Raw genomic sequence first — 19,923 nt, forward strand, 5'->3', positions numbered from 1 at the left:
TTTTGATGACGAGAATTTATAAGAAATGTTGTCTCAAGTTCCTACACAAGATGCATGTTTAAGTTGTGGCGCATGTTGCGCCTATTTCAGGGTTTCATTTTATTGGGCAGAGGGGATTCCCATGCCTGAGCACTATACTGAGCCTGTCACCTCGGTCTATTCATGCATGGCGGGAACCAATCAGAAAAATCCGCGCTGTGTTGCGCTAGAAGGCAAGATTGGCGAGCAGGTGAGTTGCGGCATGTACGAGCTACGTAGCTCATCCTGTAAAGAAGTGCAGATCGCTGATGCCCAGTGCAATAAAGCACGGATGGCACACAATATGATTCCATTCATCCAGATTGAGCCGGATGAAGCCGAAAATGATGATAATTTCGAACGGGTGAGCTAAATTCAAACTCAAGATTTAAAAAGCAGGGTATGGACTCTGCTTTTTTTATGGGAGAAAAAATTAGTAAGGGATTTTGTAAAGCAAATAAATATGATGACTACTCTGGCATATTTAAATTGTTGATTGAATAGTCAAATTTACAGGTTTAGATATTCGGATTAAATCTAAGTCCAGATTTAGACAAAATAAATTTTGCAATTGCAATGAAATTTAGAGCTAAATTTGTTTATAATAGCGCACGGAAATTACCAGTGAGACTGTTATGTTGACCATCGTTCAAGACGCGTTAACCTTCGATGATGTCCTATTACTCCCTGCCTACTCTACTGTTCTCCCAAAAGATGTCTCTCTAAAGACACGCCTGACTCGCGGCATTAACCTGAATATCCCACTTGTTTCAGCAGCTATGGATACTGTGACTGAGTCACGTATGGCAATTGCGATGGCACAAAATGGCGGTATCGGTATTCTGCACAAGAACATGGATATTGCTGCCCAGGCCGCAGAAGTACGCCGTGTGAAAAAATTTGAAGCCGGTATGGTGAAAGATCCGATCACAGTTACCCCAGAAACTACAGTACGTGAACTGATCGCTGTAACTCAAGCGAATAACATCAGTGGCGTACCCGTGGTTAAAGACGGTAAAGTGGTTGGTATCGTGACAGGTCGTGATACACGTTTTGAAACCAATCTGGAACAGCCGGTTAGCAATATCATGACTGGCCAAGACCGTCTGGTGACTGTGCGTGAAGGCGAATCGAAAGAAAACATTCAGGCCTTATTGCAAAAAAACCGTATTGAAAAAGTGATCGTTGTTGGCGAAAACAATGAATTAAAAGGCTTGATCACGGTAACTGATTTCCGTAAAGCGGAACTTTATCCAAATAGCTGTAAAGATGATCTAGGTCGTCTACGTGTAGGTGCAGCAGTCGGTACGGGTGCTGAAACACCAAGCCGTGTAGAAGCACTGGTTGATGCTGGTGTAGATGTGATCGTTGTGGACACTGCACATGGTCACTCTGCGGGTGTGATCGAGCGTGTACGCTGGGTCAAACAGAACTACCCGCAAGTTCAAGTGATTGGCGGTAACATCGCCACTGGTGATGCTGCGCTTGCCTTGCTTGATGCGGGTGCGGACGCCGTAAAAGTGGGGATCGGTCCTGGCTCAATCTGTACAACTCGTATTGTGGCTGGTATTGGTATGCCACAAATCTCTGCAATTGATTCTGTTGCACGTGCATTGAAAGAACAGATTCCATTGATTGCTGATGGTGGTATCCGTTTCTCTGGAGATATGGCAAAAGCGATTGGCGCTGGTGCAAGTACCATCATGGTGGGTTCACTGATGGCCGGTACTGAAGAAGCACCGGGCGAAGTTGAATTCTTCCAGGGCCGTTACTACAAGGCTTACCGTGGTATGGGTTCTTTGGGTGCGATGGCCGGTGCAACTGGTTCTGCTGACCGTTACTTCCAGGATTCTAAAGCCGGTGCTGAAAAACTGGTTCCTGAAGGTATTGAAGGTCGCGTACCGTACAAAGGCCCAATGGGCAATATCGTGCATCAGATGATGGGCGGTCTGCGTTCTTCTATGGGCTATACCGGTTCTGCAACGATTGATGATCTTCGTCAAAATGCCAAGTTTGTGAAAATCACATCTGCCGGTATGTCTGAGTCTCACGTGCATGATGTAACCATCACCAAAGAAGCGCCAAACTACCGTATGGGCTAACTTTCGCTGATTGTTTACTCTAAAAAAGCCGTCATCCTCATGACGGCTTTTTTGTTTTGGTGTACAGTGTTGCACAATGAAAAAGGATGATGTAAATCACCCGCTAAGAAGTGAGACAAAGCATGAGTTATTTTGGTACCGATGGTATTCGTGGAAAATTTGGTGAGTTACCAATTACACCTGAATTTGCCCTGAAATTAGGTTTTGCGGCAGGAAAAGTATTAAAACGAAATAGCAAAAAAAACAAACCATTGGTAGTACTGGGTAAAGATACCCGTTTATCGGGTTATATTCTGGAATCTGCGCTACAGGCAGGACTCAATGCGGCAGGTGTTTATGTGCATCTGCTTGGACCGTTGCCAACGCCGGCTATTGCCCATTTAACCCGTGCTTTGCATGCCAGTCTCGGTATTGTCATTTCTGCATCACACAATCCGTATTTCGATAACGGGATTAAATTTTTTTCGAGTGAAGGCAAAAAACTGCCTGATGCTTTGCAGGATGAGATCAACCAGGAACTGGAAAAAGAACTGGTGATCGAAGATAACGCGAACTTGGGTAAAAGTTTCCGTGTGAAAGATGCCAATGGCCGTTATATTGAATTCTGTAAGTCGACTTTCCCATACCATTTAGACCTGAATGATTTAACCATTGTCGTTGACTGTGCCAATGGTGCAGCCTATAGCGTAGGTCCTGCGGTTTTCCGTGAGCTGGGTGCTAAAGTCATTTCCATCTATGATGAACCGACCGGTCTGAATATCAATGAGAACTGTGGTTCGACTCATCCGGAAAATCTGCAAAAAGCAGTGGTTGAGCATGGTGCTGATTTAGGCATAGCCTTTGATGGTGATGCTGACCGCGTGATTATGGTCGATAAAAACGGTGAGCAAATTACTGGTGATCATATTCTGTATATCCTCGCGACTCAGGCAAAAAATAAGCCAGCTGGGATTGTTGGTACCTTGATGAGCAATATGGCACTAGAACTGGCCCTCGAAAAAGCCGGAGTAGAATTGTTGCGCGCTAAAGTCGGTGATCGTTATGTACTGCAAGGTCTGGAAGAAAAAGGCTGGTCGATTGGTGGCGAGCCATCAGGTCATATCCTGACTTTAGACAAGAGCACTACAGGCGATGCGATTATTGCTGCGCTGCAAGTCTTAACCGTGATGGTCGAGCAGAAGAAAGCACTGCACGAGTTAGTGGCTGACTTTAAATTATTGCCGAATGTGTTGGTGAATGTACGTCTGAATACCATGTTTGACCCGTACTCAGTGCCTGCTTTGACTGCAGAATTTAACAAAGCTGAAGAGCAGCTCAAAGGTCGTGGCCGTTTACTGATCCGTAAATCAGGGACTGAACCGGTGATCCGTGTCATGGTGGAAGGCGAGGATCTTGCTGAAGTGACCACACTGGCAAATTCATTGGCTGATGCGGTACGTGCCAACGCCGCTTAAATGGGGGAAGAGTGAATGAGCGATCTGATTAAGGATCTGAGTGAACTGCGTCTGAACTACCAAAAAGGCGAGCTACATGAAGATCAGGTCAATCCCAATCCGCATATGCAGTTTTTGCAGTGGTTTAACCATGCACTTGCTGCACAGCTGCATGAACCTTATGCCATGTCATTGGCAACCGCAAATGCACAAGGTCGTCCGCATGTGCGCACAGTGTTGCTGCGTGGTGCGACTGAAGCAGGGTATGATTTCTATACCAATTATGATAGTCAAAAAGGTCTGGATCTGGCCGAAAACCCGTATGCTGAACTGCTGTTTTACTGGCAGGAACAGGAACGTCAGATCCGGATTAGCGGTAAGGTAGTTAAAATTTCGGAAGAAGAATCGACTGATTATTATCATAAACGTCCACGTGAAAGTCAGATCGCTGCTCATATCAGTACTCCGCAAAGTGGTGTGGTTGCGAGTCGTGAAGAACTACAGCAACGTTTCTGGGATCTGCATCAGCAGGTCGCTAATCAGGAAGAGCTGGATAAGCCGGGATTCTGGGGCGGCTATCGTTTGCAGCCAGATTATTATGAATTCTGGCAGGGCCGTCCAAACCGTTTACATGACCGCCTGAGTTATGAAAAAATCGATGGGGCGTGGAAACTACAACGATTGATGCCATAACAATGCCTAAACTTGAAATCAAGCAAAGACCTTTACTGACACGCCCTGAATCTTTTCAGGGCGTGCCTTCATTTGTAGCTAACATTCTGGCACGCCGTGGCGTGGAATCTGAACAGGAGCTGGAGCTGAAACTCAAGCATCTGCTGGCTCCGACCATGAAAGGTTTAACGGAAGCGGTCCAGCTGATTGATCAGGCTATAGATGCCGGCCAGAAAATCGTAATTGTCGGTGACTATGATGCTGATGGGGCGACCAGTACCACACTGATGGTACTTGCTCTGCGTGATATGGGTGCTCATGTCGACTATCTGGTTCCTGACCGGTTTAAGTATGGTTATGGCCTGACACCTGCGATTGCGGATCTGGCTTTTGCCAATTTTACGCCGGATCTCTTAATCACGGTGGATAACGGGATTTCCAGTCATGAAGGTGTGAAACAGGCGCAAGATCATGGTATGCAGGTGATTATTACCGATCATCACTTAACTACCAAGCCTACACCTGCAGCAGAGGCTGTGGTCAATCCCAATCAGCTGGGTTGTGATTTTCCAAGTAAGGCTTTGGCAGGTGTAGGGGTAGCTTTTTATGTTCTGGCAAATCTATCGACTCATCGTAAAAAGTTGGGTAAATCTTCAACGGTTATTACCAATTATCTGGATCTGGTCGCTTTAGGTACTTATGCAGATGTCGCAAGTCTGGACTATAACAACCGTATTCTGGTGGATGCCGGCTTAAAACGGATTCAACATCATCTTTGCCGACCTGGCATCAGTGCCTTGCTAGAGATTGCTGGTCGTGATGCAGCTACGCTCAAAGCGCAGGATCTGGGTTTTGTGCTTGGCCCACGCATTAATGCAGCGGGTCGTATGGAAACCATGGATATCGGGATCGAGTGTTTGCTTGCTCCGGATCTGGCAACCGCTTATCCACTCGCAGAACAGCTGAATAAACTCAATGTCGAACGTCGTCAGGTAGAAGGCAAAATCAAGCAAGAAGCTTTGACTGAACTGGAAAAAATCCAGCTGGATGAGAATACTTTGCCAGCCGCGCTGATCATGTTTGAACAGCACTGGCATCAGGGTGTGATCGGGATTGTGGCGGGGCGTTTAAAAGAACAGTTCCATCGTCCAAGTATTGTGTTCGCAGCAGATGAAGATGGGATTCATATCAAAGGTTCAGCACGTTCCATTGAAGGGATTCATATCCGGGATAGTATTGAACGGATAGCAGAGCAGTATCCGCATCTGGTCAGCCATTTTGGTGGGCACGCGGCCGCAGCGGGACTAACCATTAAAAAGCAGCATTTTGTTGAATTTAAACAGGTCTTTGAACAGCTGATTGCACAGATGGATGAAAGCCTATTTACCGCTACGCTGTGGACTGATGGGGAACTACCGGCATCAGCTTTCCAAATTGAAACGGTCGATTTACTGCAAAACTTAAGTCCATGGGGACAAAAGTTTCCTCAACCGATTTTTGAAGGCATCTTTAAGATTCTGGATTACCGCTGGCTCAAGGATGTACATCTGAAATTACGTGTTGCCTTAGAGAATGGACAGGTTGTTGATGCGATTGCCTTTAGTGCCATCGATAAATACAAGTTTGATCCGATGAAGCAGCATGTACGTCTGGTCTATGAACTGGATAAAAATGTCTTTAATGGCAATGTCAGCCTGCAAATGCGAATTGCTCATCTGGAACAATAAATTATTCAAATAAAAAAACCGCCCAATTGAGCGGTTTTTTTGACTTCTAATCGGAGAGATTAGAAGCGGAAAGTACCATTGATACCAAACGAGTCAATACCGTCAGTTGTGTGGTAATTTACACCTGCTGCAATAGTTGGCGTAAAGAATTTTTGAGCTTTAATACCGAACAGTGTATCTGAACCATCTGCAGTAGAATCAGCAATAGATAGACCTACACTGAGAGTTGGATCGATATAAAGATCAGCAGCTAAGCGATAGGTTGTTTCATCACCAATATAAGTTAAACCTTCAAAATTGGTGAAATGATTGCCAATTTGAGTCACGTATTTGGCACGTAAAGATAATGCAGTGTCATCACCTACAGTAAGTGCATTTGAAAGATTTGCGGTGAAACCATAGTTTGCCACTTGAACTGGGTCTACGCTTTCATTTGCGGCACCTACTGCTAGCAACAAGCCAGTAACTGGTAGGTAACCTACTTCAAGCGCATAACCGGTATTATCGTCACCTGCAAAATCAACTTGGTTAATAGTACCGCTTACATAAAATTGAGTATTTGGAATATAAAACTCACCACTTACACCAAACACATCAATATCTTCATCGCCATCACCGCTTGCATTTGCATAACCTAAGCCAATATTGCTTGCTTTATTTAGGAAAGCCGCTTCTGCAAGTGGAGAGTTCTTAACTTGAACATCATTTAAATAATATTTTCCATTGATGAAAAATGTATCTAGATCCCCAAGGTTATCGATATCAGTGTTTTCATACCCTACATTAAGTTCAGCTTGGTAAGCATGTGCAGTTCCTAGGCTAGCAAGAAGTGCTGTAGCAAGAGCAAGTTTCTTAAACATTTAGATTTTCTCTCTTTGTTATAAAATATGGCTGTTTTATTAACAGTTGTAACAAATTGTACAGATAATAATCGCCCCGTCAATGTGCAAAAACTACCTAAATGCTTGTTTAAAGTGCAATAAAAAACCCATCCGAAGATGGGTTTTTTATAATGAAATTTCTTAGTTTGGATTAGAAGCGGTATTTCGCAGCTAGACCAAATTTGTTGTAGTCTTGGTTACCAATTTCACCAAAACCTACACGGCCTTCCAAGCTCACTTGTTCATTAAAGAATTTACGTGCACTTACACCAAATTCATTTGAGTCATATGGGCCATTATCTTTGCTTTGATAATCAGCACCAACACTTAAAGTTTTGTCGATGAAGTAGTCAGCTTTTAAGTTGTACTCATCCAGGTCGCCAAAGGCAGCGCCAGCTTCAAGGTTAATATCTTTACCATTGCTTAAGGTAGTCACATATTTAGCACGTAAAGTTGGATCTACACCGTCATCATAGTCATTGTCATAACCTTTCACACCTGCTGCAATTAACAGACCTGGTGCAGGTAAATAACCGACTTCAGCACTATAAACGGTTTCGTCAAAATCAGGTGCATAGTCGTATTTAGAATCATCACGACCTACGCTACCACTCAAATAAAAATCTGAGTTTGGTACGAAGTATTCAGCACCTACACCATAACGGTGACGTTCTGAAGAGTCGTAATCATCATATTGATATTGAGCTTTCACATTACTTGCACGATCAAGGAAAGCTGCTTCGGCCAATGGCGCATTACGTGTTTGAACTGGATTAAAGTAGTATGTGCCATCAACACCAAAAGAGCCGCTTGAGCTACCATTATCCGGGTCTGTTAGGCCTGCAGATGCACCCACTTCTACTTGATAAGCATGAGCTGCTGTACCTGTAAGAGCTACGGCTGAAAGTAATGCTGAAGCGATTGCTAGTTTTTTCATGCGGATACTCCCCTCTGAAAAATATGGCTAAAATTAATACACTTTTTGTTACAACTTTAAGTCTAGACCAATTCCAATAATCGTCAATCAAAGGAAAGTTACTACATTGTGAGTAAGGTAATATTATGTAATTTTCATTTAATAACTAATTGAATTCAAAAACTAAAAATGAAATGTTTTGTTTTATTAAAAGTGTGTAGATATTGTGGAATGTATTGAAAATGCTATTTTTTATCTTATTTTGTAGGGTTTTTAGGGTTTTAAAATGAATCAAAAACTGAGTATAAAAATACAGCGAAATATATTTAAGAATAGAATGAGAAAGTATTAAAAATAATATTTAGCTATTTTATCGGGCTGACAAATTTTGTAATTAAAAAATGTGCTAGTGACATTTTCTTGCTTAGCTTTAAAGATGGATTTATCGCTATAAATTGGCGAAATAGACTGTGATATAATATTGACCTAAGAATTTATACCTAATTTTGATTGAGAGTAATTCACGTGGAAATTAATCCGTATCTAAACCAATTAAAAGACTTAAACGAACGTGGTCAAACACTACGGGGGTATCTTTGACTACGATCTGAAAAAAGAGCGTTTAGAAGAAGTCCTGCGTGAATTAGAAGACCCGGCGATCTGGAATGACCAGAGTCGTGCTCAGGCCATGGCCAAAGAAAAAGGTGAGCTTGAAAATGTACTTAATGTACTGGACGGCTTAACGACCCAGCTTGAAGATGCCCAAGCAATGCTTGACCTTGCGGTTGAAGCAGATGAAGAGACCATGCTGGAAGATGTGCAGGCTGAGCTGAATGCGGCTGAAGAAGGACTGGCGAAGCTTGAGTTCCGTCGTATGTTCAGCAATCCGATGGATCCAAACCCTTGCTATGTGGAAATTCAGGCAGGTTCCGGCGGTACCGAAGCACAGGACTGGGCATCTATGCTGCTACGTATGTACATGCGCTGGATCGAACGTCATGGTTTTAAAGCTGAACTGATGGAAGAATCTGATGGGGATGTTGCCGGGATTAAATCTGCGACGATTCGTGTCGAAGGTGAGTATGCTTATGGCTGGTTGCGTACCGAATCTGGTGTACACCGTTTAGTGCGTAAATCACCATTTGACTCGGGCAACCGTCGTCATACGTCATTTTCTGCCGTGTTTGTCTCACCTGAAGTAGATGACAATATCGAAATTGAAATCAATCCTTCAGATGTCCGTACCGATACCTACCGTGCGTCAGGCGCGGGTGGTCAGCACATTAACAAAACTGACTCTGCCGTGCGTTTAACCCACATTCCAACTGGTATCGTGGTGGCGTGTCAGAACCAGCGTTCACAACATGCCAACCGTGACCATGCTTGGAAGCAGTTGCGTGCCAAGCTGTATGAGCTGGAAATGAATAAACGTAATGAAGCTGCACAGGCATTGGAAGATTCTAAGTCCGATATTGGCTGGGGTAGCCAGATCCGTTCTTATGTTCTCGATGATTCACGTATTAAGGATTTGCGTACAGGAGTGGAAAATTCCAATACTGGCGCAGTTCTGGACGGTGATCTGGACAAATTTATCGAAGCAAGCCTGAAACAGGGCCTGTAAGAAATCGTTTAAAAGCTGGCGTAACAAAGCTTTAACAGACTGTGACTCTTATATCTAAATTATTCGATATATAAATCGAAAAAATACGATATAATGATCACAGACGCTGAATGAAGTTTCGTTGCGCCACTGATTGTGATGTGCCTATGGACCTTGATCTAATTTTTAAAGCCTTAGCCAATCCGACCCGTCGACAAATTCTGGAGTGGTTAAAATCTCCGGAGCAATATCTGTCTGCGGAAGAGTGTGGTGGCTTTCAACGTGGGGTCTGTGCAGGTCAAATTGAACGTTTGGGCCAGGTTTCACAGTCCACCATGTCCAATCACCTGTCGGTATTACAGCAGGCTGGCCTGATTACTGCGACCAAGCATGGACAGTGGTCATATTTCTCCCGCAATGAAACTTTGATTCAGCAATTTATCGAACACCTACAACAACACCTTTAACAGGTGGGAGTAACGATGGCTGAATTAAATTCTCCTTTAACGCTCGGTGCGTTAGAGCTTAAAAACCGTGTCATCATGGCGCCGCTGACCCGTAGCCGCGCAACTGCTGATCGTGTTCCAACCCCCATGATGGTTGAGTACTATGCGCAACGTGCAAGTGCTGGTCTGATCATTTCTGAAGCTACAGTGATTTCCGAAGAAGCCAACGGTTATTTAAATACTCCAGGACTGTTTACCGATGCTCAGGTCGAAGGCTGGAAAAAGGTCACTCAAGCGGTTCATGAGAAGGGCGGTTTAATCGTTGCCCAGCTTTGGCATGTTGGTCGTGTATCACATCCGGATCTGTTAAATGGTGAAACACCAGTGTCTGCAAGTGCAGTACAACAGGCGGGTCATGTCAGCTTATTACGTCCAAAACGTCCATACGTTACGCCACGTCCCTTGGAAGTTTCTGAAATTCACGCGATTACCGAGCAATACAAACAAGCCGCGATTCGTGCTAAAGAAGCCGGTTTTGATGGTGTTGAATTACATGCTGCCAATGGTTATTTGATTGACCAGTTCTTGCAAAGCAAAACCAATCAGCGTGAAGATGAATACGGCGGTTCAGTCGAAAACCGTACACGGTTCCTGCTAGAAGCAACTGATGCACTGATTGAAGTATGGGGTGCGGATCGTGTAGGGGTGCATTTTGCTCCGCGTGGTGATGACCATGACATGGGTGATAATGATCCACGTGAAACATTTGGCTATGCCATGGAGCAGCTGGGCAAGCGCAAGATTGCCTTCTTCTTTACCCGTGAATATCTGGCTGAAGACAGTATTTCCGAATATATGAAAGAGCGTTCAGGTGGAGTACCTTATATTGCCAATATGCAACTGAGTCGTGAAGATGCGATTGAGCTGTTGGCAGCTGAAAAGGCAGATGCAGTCGCATTTGGTAAAGCCTACATTGCAAATCCTGATCTATACGAACGTCTGCTTGATAATGCACCGCTTAATGAGCTGAAAATGGAAAATATGATCGGCAGTCAGGTGGCTGAAGGTTATATTGATTATCCAACTTTGGCAGAAGTTAGAGTATTAAGCACCATAGAATAATTCGAAATAAGAGCCACATCGATTAACATGTCGATGTGGCTCTGTTATATTTTGCCGATTGAATCTGTTTTGGGGCGCAATGTGGCTACTCCATTCTGGTATAACGCAGCCTTGGCGCTAGCGAAACCGCTTTATCAATCCCGTATACGTAAACGTGCGACCAGTCCGGAACAATTAGAACAAGAACTGTTGGAACGTTTTGGTCCTTTCCAGTCCCCTAAAAATCTGCAGGCGATCTGGTTTCATGTGGTATCCGTAGGGGAAACCAATGCCGCTCAACCTTTAATTGAACATTACTTAAAACTTGGGCATCCGGTTCTAGTGACTAATACCACCAAGACTGGGCAGGCACGTGCTAAATCACTTTTCTTGAAAGAACCTTATTTAGACTTATTCCAGGCTGTATATTTGCCAGCTGACCAGAAAACCCTGATTCGTGATTTTTATCAAAAATATCAGCCTAAATTGCTGTTATTGATGGAGACTGAGCTCTGGCCAAATCTGATTGACCAGGCACCGAATTTTAATGTGCCATGTCTGTTACTGAATGCCCGTCTTTCTGAAAAATCCGCCAAAGGCTATGGCAAAGTCAAAGGCCTAACCCGTGGCATGCTTAAGAATTTAACAGGTCTTTTGGCTCAGGATACAGCAACCCAGCAGCGTTATATTGATCTAGGTATAGTTTTAGAAAAAACTCAGGTCTTGGGCAATATCAAGTTTGATATCACGGCACCGCAGCAATTTATTAATCATGCTGCCCAATTGAAACAGGAATGGTCTCTGCAAGGCCGGAAGATCATTACTCTCGCCAGTACGCATGCGCCTGAAGAACAGCAATTAATGGCTGAACTTAAATCTGCGCTGGATGCAGATTCGACATTAGTTTGTATCGTGGTGCCACGCCATCCGGAACGTTTCGATGAGGTGTTCCAAGCTGCACAGTCCTTAGGTTTAAGGACCCAGCGCCGTAGCTTGGGACAGCGCATTGAAGCTGATACTCAGATTTATCTTGCAGATTCCATGGGCGAGATGTGGCTCTGGTATGCCTTGAGCCAAGCCTGTTATGTTGGTGGTTCTCTAAATGAACCAGGTGGTGGGCATAATATTCTGGAGCCGATTGCGCTAAATGTTCCAACGATTCTGGGTAAAAACTATTTTAACTTTCAGACGATTGTCGATGAGTTTGTCCAGGCGCATGCCGTAGAAGTGATGCAGGATGCTAAGCAGGCTGCTGAGACTTTGCTAGAAATTCTGAATAATTCAGCTAAAGCTGAAAGCTTGAATACTGCTGCACAAAAGATTATGCAGCAAAATCAGGGTTCACTTGAAAGGCATATTCAGGTGATTGATCAATATCTTTGATTATATTCTGATTTGTGAAGAAGCTGATTTTCATGGATTGATTGTATAAGGTTAAAACTAAGCCTTATCTTTATAGATTTAATGCTAGCGCTCTTCTTTCTTTTACTTTTGTTTCGGCAAAAGTAACAAAACCATTTGTCATCCACAAAACTCGTCATATACCATCTTTTTGCAAAGATATCGCAGAACCTATATCAGGCAAAAAGAGTCCTGCCTCGGACAGTTGTGGATGACGTTTCCGCGTATCCAGTGATGGATTTGTTGAGTTAATTTTTTATGAATATCGTCCTGCTTAATCCCCACCAAACCGAATCTGAACTGTGGTCAATTACGTCAAAGCGGCAGCTGGAACATTTACAACAGCACCTGGAGGTTCAGGTGGGCGATACGTTGAAAGTCGGGATTCGGGAAGGGAAACGGTATTTAACTGAAGTTGTCGAAATTTCTGAAAAAGCGATTTTATTGAAACCCATTCAAGAAGAATCAGTTCCTGCAAAGCTGCCTGTTACTCTAATTGTAGCTTTACCACGTCCTAAAGTTTTGCGTCGTCTGATCATGGATGCTGTGACCATGGGGGTAGAAAAGATCATTTTACTGCATAGCTACCGGGTGGATAAAAGCTATTGGCAGACCCCATTTTTGCAGCAACTGAATCATTATATCGATCTCGGGCTAGAACAGGCAGGAGATACGGTTGCTCCGAAAATTGAGCTGTATAAACGCTTTAAACCTTTTGTCGAAGATATCTTGCCGGGACTCATTACAGCAGACCGTCCAGCCTTTATTGCACATCCTTATGCCGAACAGCCGATGCCATATGCACTTCAGCATCCTTGCACGATTGTCATTGGCCCCGAAGGTGGCTTTATTCCGTATGAAGTTGATTTGCTCATAAAAAACGGCTGCCAGGCAGTGAGCCTTGGCAACCGTATTCTCCGTACTGAAACGGCGATTTCATATGTTTTAGGTCGACTGTTTAGCGCGAGCTGAGGCATCTTCATGGCCATCGCCACGATAGACTTTCACTTCCTGCACCGGATATGGAATCGAAATATTATGTTCAGCAAAGGCTTGTATCACCCGTTCCTGAACTGCACTGATTGAGGTGCCTATGCCTGTTTCAGTGGTATTGACCCACCATAAGGCTTTGAGAGTAATCGAGAAGTCTGCCAGTGCAATCACATTGACGCTAAATGCAGGTTGACTCAGGATGGTCGGATCTTTATCCAGAATTGCAGTAATAATATCCTTGGCTTTCTGGATATCATCTTCATAACCGATCCCGACCGAAAATTCACAGCGGCGACGGGTATAAGCAGTATTCACCGTGACTGCACTGGTATAGACCGTAGCATTTGGAATTACGATACGACGACCATCTGGCGAGCGTAAAAAAGTTGCACGAATCTGGATATCTTCCACGGTACCCTCCAGACCATTCACGATAATGTCATCGCCAATCTTGAAAGGTTCACCCAGCAAAATCAGTACACCTGAGAGCAGATTCTGGAAAATATCCTTAAATGCGAAACCGATCGCCACCGAACCAATCCCAAGCGCACTCATCAGCTGACCTGGGGTGAAACCTGGAATCGCAATCACCAGCCCGATTAATACGCCAAAGAAAACAATCACGGTACTACCGACACGGTTCAGCACCAGTACCAGATTCTGTCGGGTATAAGTACGGTTTTCTAAAGTCTTACGGACAAAAAACTTAAACAGTTTTGACAGTAACCAGAAAATGACAATGACTGTCAGTGCGATGCAGAAATAAGGCACACGCTCCCAGAAACCCTCCATGATCTTGTCAATGGTGCTATAGGCATCATTGTACTTGGAGGTATGTTCGATCACGGTTTGGGCAGTTTTTTCAGTCGCCTGATGCAGGAGCTCAGTCGTCCCTTCAGTTACCTGGCTTAAAGTATTCTCTTGCTCAGCCACAAAAACTCCACAATTTAAATTTCGCTTATTTTGCCTCAACTACAGCAAAAAATTAACAACAGCGAAATTTATACACAATATATTTATGCAAAACAGACACAACTGTCTTAAAAGAACTCAGTCGTTTTTTGTTTCACTTCACTTGGGATTCTTGAAGGTTCACCTTCACTCATATAAGAGAATAACGCAGTCGTCGCCAACAGGCTGAGTACGGTAAAAATGATTACCAGCCAGGCCACAATTTTTTCCCAGACGGGGCTTGTACGTATCGGGCCATACTGATTGCTGCCTCTTGTTCCTGGAAAAAGCAGGATATAAATCCAGACAAACAGATTGATCAAAGGCACGAAGAATAGCAGCATCCACCAGCCACTGCGGTCCAGATCGTGTAAGCGTCGTACCGTAATCACAATACCGAAATACAGATAGACCAGCATGATCGCTAAGGCAAACAGGCTGGACAGGCCGTGCAGGGAGATTTGCCAGTTTGAATCTACTGATAGGCTGGCAATGTTCACAATATCAATACTTAAACCTAGCGCAATACTGCTGCATAAGAAAATAAACTGTAAAAATGCAGACCAGGCAATAAAACTCAAACGTCCAAATCGGCCCCTGATCGATAAGGGATGATCTGCTGCAGGAAAAGGAGGAGGGAAATAGGAAGGTTCAGTTGAATTCATGGGCAAGATCCTAAGCCTGTATAAAATACAGCGAGAGTGGGCGACTCATTTTATTTGACGATAGCAATATCTAGCTGACTTTGGCCATAGCTGAGCATTATCCGAAGTTATTCTGATTGAATTTGAATAAATAATCTACGACGAAAGCATGATTGTCGGATTTGAAATATGCAGTACATACTGCCATTATGCATAAAAAACAATCAACAAAATGCCATCAAGCTCTCGTGATGAGATAGAACAAGATCAAGGAAGCGAACAATGAAAGAAATCTATCCAGTACCAGCAGAATTTAAGAAAACCGCACGTACCACTGATACAGAGTATTTTGAGCGTTATCAGCAATCCATTGAACAACCGGATCAGTTCTGGGCTGAACAGGCACAGCGCCTGGACTGGATCAAACCTTTTACCCAGGTTAAAAGTACCAGTTTTGATAAAGACAATTTTAAAATTGAATGGTTTGCAGATGGCCAGCTCAATGTCAGTGCCAACTGTCTGGATCGCCATCTTAAGGAACATCCTTATAAACCGGCGATTATCTGGGAAGGGGATCATCCATCCCGTCACAAGATTATTTCTTTTCATGAGCTTTATGATGAAACCTGCCGTTTCGCCAATGTCCTGAAAAAGAACGGAATTAAAAAGGGCGACCGGGTGGTGCTGTATATGCCAATGGTCTCGGAAGCCGCAATTGCCATGCTGGCCTGTGCCCGAATTGGTGCAGTGCATTGTGTGGTGTTTGGTGGTTTCTCACCTGATTCTCTGGCCAGCCGGATTGAAGACAGTCAGGCCAAAATGGTGATTACCGCAGATTCGGGCATGCGTGGGGGCAAAGCCATTCCACTGAAAGCCAATGTGGATGAAGCCCTGAAAATTGCCGGTACCGAATCGATTGAACATGTCATCGTTGTACATCGCACCGGCAATCCGGTAGAAATGCAACAGGGACGTGATCTCTGGTATCACATGGAAATCATGACCGTCAATGAGATCTGTCCCCCTGAACCGATGAATGCGGAAGATCCGCTGTTTATCCTGTATACCTCGGGTTCAACCGGAAAACCTAAGGGCGTACTGCATACCACAGGCGGCTATCTGACTTATGTGAACTGTACTTTCCGAGAAGTTTTTGACATCAAACAGGATGATGTGTTCTGGTGTACTGCCGATGTCGGCTGGATTACCGGGCATTCCTATGTACTGTATGGTCCGCTCTCTAATGGTACGACTACGGTCATGTTCGAGGGAGTGCCGCAATATCCGAGCTGGGCACGTACCGGACATATCGTCGACAAGCACAATGTGACCATTCTCTATACTGCACCGACAGCCATTCGTGCCATGATGCGTGAGGGGGATGCCTATGTACGGGAAAGTGATCGTAGCAGCCTGAGAATTTTAGGTTCGGTCGGTGAGCCGATTAACCCGGAAGCCTGGAACTGGTATTACTCGGTAGTCGGTGAAAGCCGCTGTCCGGTGATTGATACCTGGTGGCAAACCGAAACTGGTGGCTTCATGATTACGCCTTTACCAGGTGCGACCGACCTGAAACCGGGTTCTGCAACCCGGCCATTCTTTGGTGTGCAACCCGCCATTGTCGATGCAGAAGGCAAGGAAATTGAAGGGGTGGCAGAAGGGAATCTAGTAATTAAGGATTCCTGGCCAGGTCAGATGCGCACCATCTGGGGTGACCCAGACCGCTTTATTGACGCCTATTTCTCGACCTATCCGGGTACCTATTTTACTGGTGACGGCGCACGTCGTGATGAAGATGGCTATTACTGGATTACCGGTCGTGTCGATGACGTACTCAATGTTTCAGGCCATCGTCTGGGTACGGCAGAAATTGAAAGTGCATTGGTTGCACATGAGGCAGTTGCCGAAGCTGCCGTAGTGGGTATGCCGCATGACATCAAAGGTCAGGGGATTTGTGCCTTTGTCACCTTGCAGGCAGGGACTGAAAGTACTGAACAGCTGCGCGGTGAACTGGTAGCTTGGGTACGTAAAATTTTAGGGCCAGTGGCAACGCCAGATGCCTTGCACTGGGCACCCGCTTTACCTAAAACCCGTTCAGGAAAAATTATGCGCCGGATTTTAAGAAAGATTGCTGCCAATGAACTGGACAGTCTGGGCGATACCTCGACTCTGGCTGAGCCACAAGTCGTGGATCAGTTAATTGCTGAAGTGCAGCGTAATCAGGCATAAGTTTAGGACGTTCAAATACCGGCATTATTTGCCGGTATTTTTGTCTCAGGAATAAGCTCTGCATGCTTTCGAATATAGTGCCAAGCTGCAATCTGCTAAGCTAAAACTATGCTGAACTTAGGTCAAAAGAATGAATGTACGACAACAATATCTAGATCAATCTCCCCTGCAAATTGCCCAGCAACTGACAGAAACTTTTGCCCAAACAGCCGCAGCTCGTGACAAGCAGGGCGGTAATCCTAAAGCCGAGCGTGATCTGATTCGTCAGAGCGGTTTACTGGGCCTGTCTATTCCAAAACAGTACGGCGGTCAGGAAGCAGACTGGCAGACAATTTTTAAAACCATTCAAATTATTGCCCGAGTTGATAGTTCATTAGCACATGTTTATGGGTTTCATCATTTGCTGATTGCAACGGTTCAATTATTTTCCCAACCAGAACAATATGGCCCATGGTTTGAACAGACCGCTCGGGAAAACCTGTTCTGGGGCAATACCTTAAATCCACTGGACCGTCGTACTACCGCAACAAAAGTTGCTGAAAAAGAATATATTTTTGATGGAAATAAAAGTTTCTGTTCTGGCTCCATTGATTCCGATATTTTACTGTGCTCAGGCTATAACGACGCTGGAAAATTACTGATCGGGGTAATTCCAACAGCACGTAAGGGCGTAAGTTTTCTCGGTGACTGGAATAATATGGGTCAACGCCAGACCGATAGCGGCACCAGCCATTTTGAGCAGGTCAAAATTCATGAAGATGAATTACTGTTAAATCCGGGTCCACTCAGTACACCATATTCAAGCTTACGTCCTTTGATTGCCCAGCTGATCTTTGTACACATGTTCCTCGGGGTAGCAGAAGGTGCGTTTGAAGTGGCCAAACAAACCGTACAGACTCAAAAAGCCTGGTCAAAATCATTGGTAGAAGATGCAGTGAATGACCCCTTTACCCAGAAGCATTTTGCCGAGTTCTACGTGCAACTGGAAAGTGTACGTCTGCTAGCTGATAAAGCGATTCAAACCTTACAGGCTGCTTGGGATCTGGGAAGTGATCTCACTGCTGAGCAGCGTGGTGAAGTTTCAGTGGCGATTGCCACAGCCAAAATCGCGGCCACCAACACATCTCTTTATATCACCCAGAATATTTTTCAGGTGATGGGCGCGCGTGCGACCACGGCCAAACTGAATCTGGACCGTTTCTGGCGTAATGTTCGCACCCAGACCTTACATGATCCGGTAGATTATAAATATCAGGAAGTTGGGGAATGGGTATTGACCGGGAAAGTGCCTGATCCAAGTTTTTATTCTTAATATGAAAAGCCTCCAATATTGGAGGCTTTTCATATTAGATGAAGTGATAGTTTCTTCTAAATCTGCTTAAAGGCTTCTATGGCTCGTACACGAGAGGCTTTTAAATCGACAATCGGTTTTGGATAATCCAGTTCCAGATCAGGATTTTTGGCATAAGGTTCATGAATGGATTTGGCATCCAGATGCGCCAGTTCAGGCACCCACTCGCGGATATAGTCTCCATTGGGATCAAACTTCAGGGACTGGCTGACCGGATTAAAAATCCGGAAGTAGGGCACAGCATCCATGCCGGTTGATGCGCACCATTGCCAGCCGCCATTATTCGCAGCCAGATCGCCGTCAATCAGGTGCTGCATAAACCAGCTTTCACCCAGTCGCCAGTCGATCAGCAAGTTCTTACACAGGAACATCGCAGTAATCATCCTGACCCGGTTATGCATCCAGCCAGTTGCCAGCATTTGCCGCATGCCAGCATCGACAATTGGAATTCCGGTCTGGCCTTGCTGCCAGGCAGCTAGATCTTCGGGGGCATTGCGCCACTGGATCTTATTGGTATTTTGCTTAAATGGTTGGTGTTTGGAGACACGTGGAAAATCAAACAGGGTCTGTAGATAGAATTCCCGCCACAAGAGTTCATCTAACCAGGTCTGCTGACCCACATCCTCAATCTGGAAATAGCCATCCTGAAAAAGAGCTTGCATACATTGGCGAACTGAAATAACACCGATATTCAGATAAGGGGAGAGGCGGCTGGTACCATCAACTGCTGGCAGATCACGGTCGGTTTTATAATGAGCCATTTTGTCCTCGATAAAATCATCGAGCAGATCCAAGGCAGTTCGATCCTCCGCAGGCCAAAGTTGGGCAGCATGCTCTACCACATAATCCGCTGAGAATTTTTCAAGATCAACATTGGGGAGCTTAGTTGATAATTGGATTGGATCTTGAGTTTCAATCTCAGGATAGCAGGTGGGTACATCCAGAATTAGCCGTTCATAGCACTTTTTCTTAAAGGCACTATAGACCTGATAGGGTTGATTGGACTGGTTCCGGATACTGCTGAGGGGAAACAGGGTGCGGTCATGATAGAGCTCGATCCTGATTTGCTGCTGTTCTAGTAATTGCTGCACCTGAGCATCACGTTCCAGTTCATTGACGCCAACTTCGATATTGGCATGCAAGCTTTCAATTTTCAGGGTTTGACACAGATTCAATATTTCTGGCGCTAAATTTTCCCACAAAGGAATATTCAATATGATCAGCGGGATATTCAGTTGCTGTAGCTGCTGTTTTAAATATTTGAGCCGACGCAGATAAAAATCAGTTTTGATCCGGGCATCCTGATGCAGTTGCCATTGTTCGGGAGAGAGGACTGCTAGCGCAATGCAAGGTCCTTGCTGAGTAGCATGCCAGAGTGCGGCATGGTCATGTATACGGAGGTCTTGGCGGAACCAGATCAACTGCATGGGAATAACGTTCTGAATCGGAATCAGATTA

The 19,923-nt window shown here is 44.7% G+C and carries 17 protein-coding genes; 12 read left to right on the forward strand and 5 right to left on the reverse strand.

Annotation, left to right across the window (positions count from 1 at the left end):
* Positions 1-25: 25 nt before the first annotated feature.
* The 5 genes from FTU72_RS05225 to recJ all read left to right on the forward strand — a co-directional run bounded on the left by FTU72_RS05225 (position 26) and on the right by recJ (position 5,952).
* On the forward strand, positions 26-391 hold the full coding sequence (locus tag FTU72_RS05225) for a YkgJ family cysteine cluster protein (protein WP_166137458.1): 366 nt from the start codon (positions 26-28) through the stop codon (positions 389-391).
* Positions 392-653: 262 nt separating this feature from the next.
* Positions 654-2,120, forward strand: coding sequence for an IMP dehydrogenase (gene guaB / locus FTU72_RS05230; RefSeq protein WP_034170242.1), 1,467 nt, complete (start codon positions 654-656; stop codon positions 2,118-2,120).
* 122 nt (positions 2,121-2,242) lie between these two features.
* The gene (glmM, locus tag FTU72_RS05235) at positions 2,243-3,574 is read left to right on the forward strand and encodes a phosphoglucosamine mutase (protein WP_004781506.1); all 1,332 of its coding nucleotides are present in this window, start codon (positions 2,243-2,245) and stop codon (positions 3,572-3,574) included.
* A gap of 15 nt (positions 3,575-3,589) precedes the next feature.
* Positions 3,590-4,246, forward strand: a complete 657-nt coding sequence (gene pdxH, locus FTU72_RS05240; RefSeq protein WP_180025271.1) for a pyridoxamine 5'-phosphate oxidase — start codon at positions 3,590-3,592, stop codon at positions 4,244-4,246.
* 2 nt (positions 4,247-4,248) lie between these two features.
* A complete protein-coding gene (gene recJ / locus FTU72_RS05245; protein ID WP_180052516.1) occupies positions 4,249-5,952 on the forward strand; it encodes a single-stranded-DNA-specific exonuclease RecJ in 1,704 nt (567 codons plus the stop codon).
* A gap of 59 nt (positions 5,953-6,011) precedes the next feature.
* On the opposite strand, the gene FTU72_RS05250 is transcribed toward recJ, so the two are convergent.
* Positions 6,012-6,812, reverse strand: coding sequence for a putative porin (locus FTU72_RS05250; protein ID WP_179991927.1), 801 nt, complete (start codon positions 6,810-6,812; stop codon positions 6,012-6,014).
* Positions 6,813-6,984: 172 nt separating this feature from the next.
* The gene (locus FTU72_RS05255; protein WP_180052517.1) at positions 6,985-7,770 is read right to left on the reverse strand and encodes a putative porin; all 786 of its coding nucleotides are present in this window, start codon (positions 7,768-7,770) and stop codon (positions 6,985-6,987) included.
* Between the two features lie 504 nt (positions 7,771-8,274).
* Between FTU72_RS05255 and prfB the strand changes: the two genes are divergently transcribed.
* The 5 genes from prfB (at position 8,275) to FTU72_RS05280 (ending at position 13,269) form a co-directional block, all read left to right on the forward strand.
* A protein-coding gene (prfB, locus tag FTU72_RS05260) for a peptide chain release factor 2 (protein WP_166139482.1) occupies positions 8,275-9,370 on the forward strand; the annotation gives its coding sequence in 2 pieces (ribosomal slippage) (positions 8,275-8,346 and positions 8,348-9,370; 1,095 coding nt in all).
* Between the two features lie 146 nt (positions 9,371-9,516).
* On the forward strand, positions 9,517-9,816 hold the full coding sequence (locus tag FTU72_RS05265) for a helix-turn-helix transcriptional regulator (protein ID WP_121979733.1): 300 nt from the start codon (positions 9,517-9,519) through the stop codon (positions 9,814-9,816).
* 15 nt (positions 9,817-9,831) lie between these two features.
* Entirely contained in the window at positions 9,832-10,917 is a 1,086-nt protein-coding gene (locus FTU72_RS05270) for an alkene reductase (protein ID WP_166139484.1), read from the forward strand.
* A gap of 81 nt (positions 10,918-10,998) precedes the next feature.
* Positions 10,999-12,279 carry a 3-deoxy-D-manno-octulosonic acid transferase gene (locus FTU72_RS05275; protein ID WP_180052526.1) on the forward strand — a complete coding sequence of 427 codons (1,281 nt, stop codon included), beginning with the start codon at positions 10,999-11,001 and terminating at the stop codon, positions 12,277-12,279.
* A gap of 276 nt (positions 12,280-12,555) precedes the next feature.
* Positions 12,556-13,269 carry a 16S rRNA (uracil(1498)-N(3))-methyltransferase gene (locus FTU72_RS05280; protein ID WP_180052518.1) on the forward strand — a complete coding sequence of 238 codons (714 nt, stop codon included), beginning with the start codon at positions 12,556-12,558 and terminating at the stop codon, positions 13,267-13,269.
* On the opposite strand, the gene FTU72_RS05285 is transcribed toward FTU72_RS05280, so the two are convergent.
* Together FTU72_RS05285 and FTU72_RS05290 are read right to left on the reverse strand one after the other, a co-directional pair.
* Positions 13,243-14,223: a mechanosensitive ion channel family protein gene (locus FTU72_RS05285; RefSeq protein ID WP_159123798.1), complete on the reverse strand. Its 981-nt coding sequence runs from the start codon at positions 14,221-14,223 to the stop codon at positions 13,243-13,245. The genes FTU72_RS05280 and FTU72_RS05285 overlap by 27 nt on opposite strands.
* A 107-nt stretch (positions 14,224-14,330) precedes the next feature.
* Positions 14,331-14,906, reverse strand: a complete 576-nt coding sequence (locus FTU72_RS05290) for a DUF805 domain-containing protein (RefSeq protein WP_034170236.1) — start codon at positions 14,904-14,906, stop codon at positions 14,331-14,333.
* Between the two features lie 261 nt (positions 14,907-15,167).
* Here FTU72_RS05290 and acs point away from each other — a divergent pair, with 261 nt between their 5' ends.
* Positions 15,168-17,114, forward strand: a complete 1,947-nt coding sequence (gene acs / locus FTU72_RS05295; RefSeq protein ID WP_180052519.1) for an acetate--CoA ligase — start codon at positions 15,168-15,170, stop codon at positions 17,112-17,114.
* 130 nt (positions 17,115-17,244) lie between these two features.
* Positions 17,245-18,426: an acyl-CoA dehydrogenase family protein gene (locus FTU72_RS05300; RefSeq protein WP_180052520.1), complete on the forward strand. Its 1,182-nt coding sequence runs from the start codon at positions 17,245-17,247 to the stop codon at positions 18,424-18,426.
* Positions 18,427-18,482: 56 nt separating this feature from the next.
* Here the strand turns inward: FTU72_RS05300 and FTU72_RS05305 are convergent, their stop codons facing one another.
* Positions 18,483-19,892, reverse strand: a complete 1,410-nt coding sequence (locus tag FTU72_RS05305) for a deoxyribodipyrimidine photo-lyase (protein ID WP_180052521.1) — start codon at positions 19,890-19,892, stop codon at positions 18,483-18,485.
* Between the last annotated feature and the right edge of the window lie 31 nt (positions 19,893-19,923).

Origin of the sequence: Acinetobacter sp. YH12137 (assembly GCF_013418535.1) — a bacterium.
In the GTDB taxonomy this organism is placed as follows: Bacteria; Pseudomonadota; Gammaproteobacteria; order Pseudomonadales; family Moraxellaceae; genus Acinetobacter.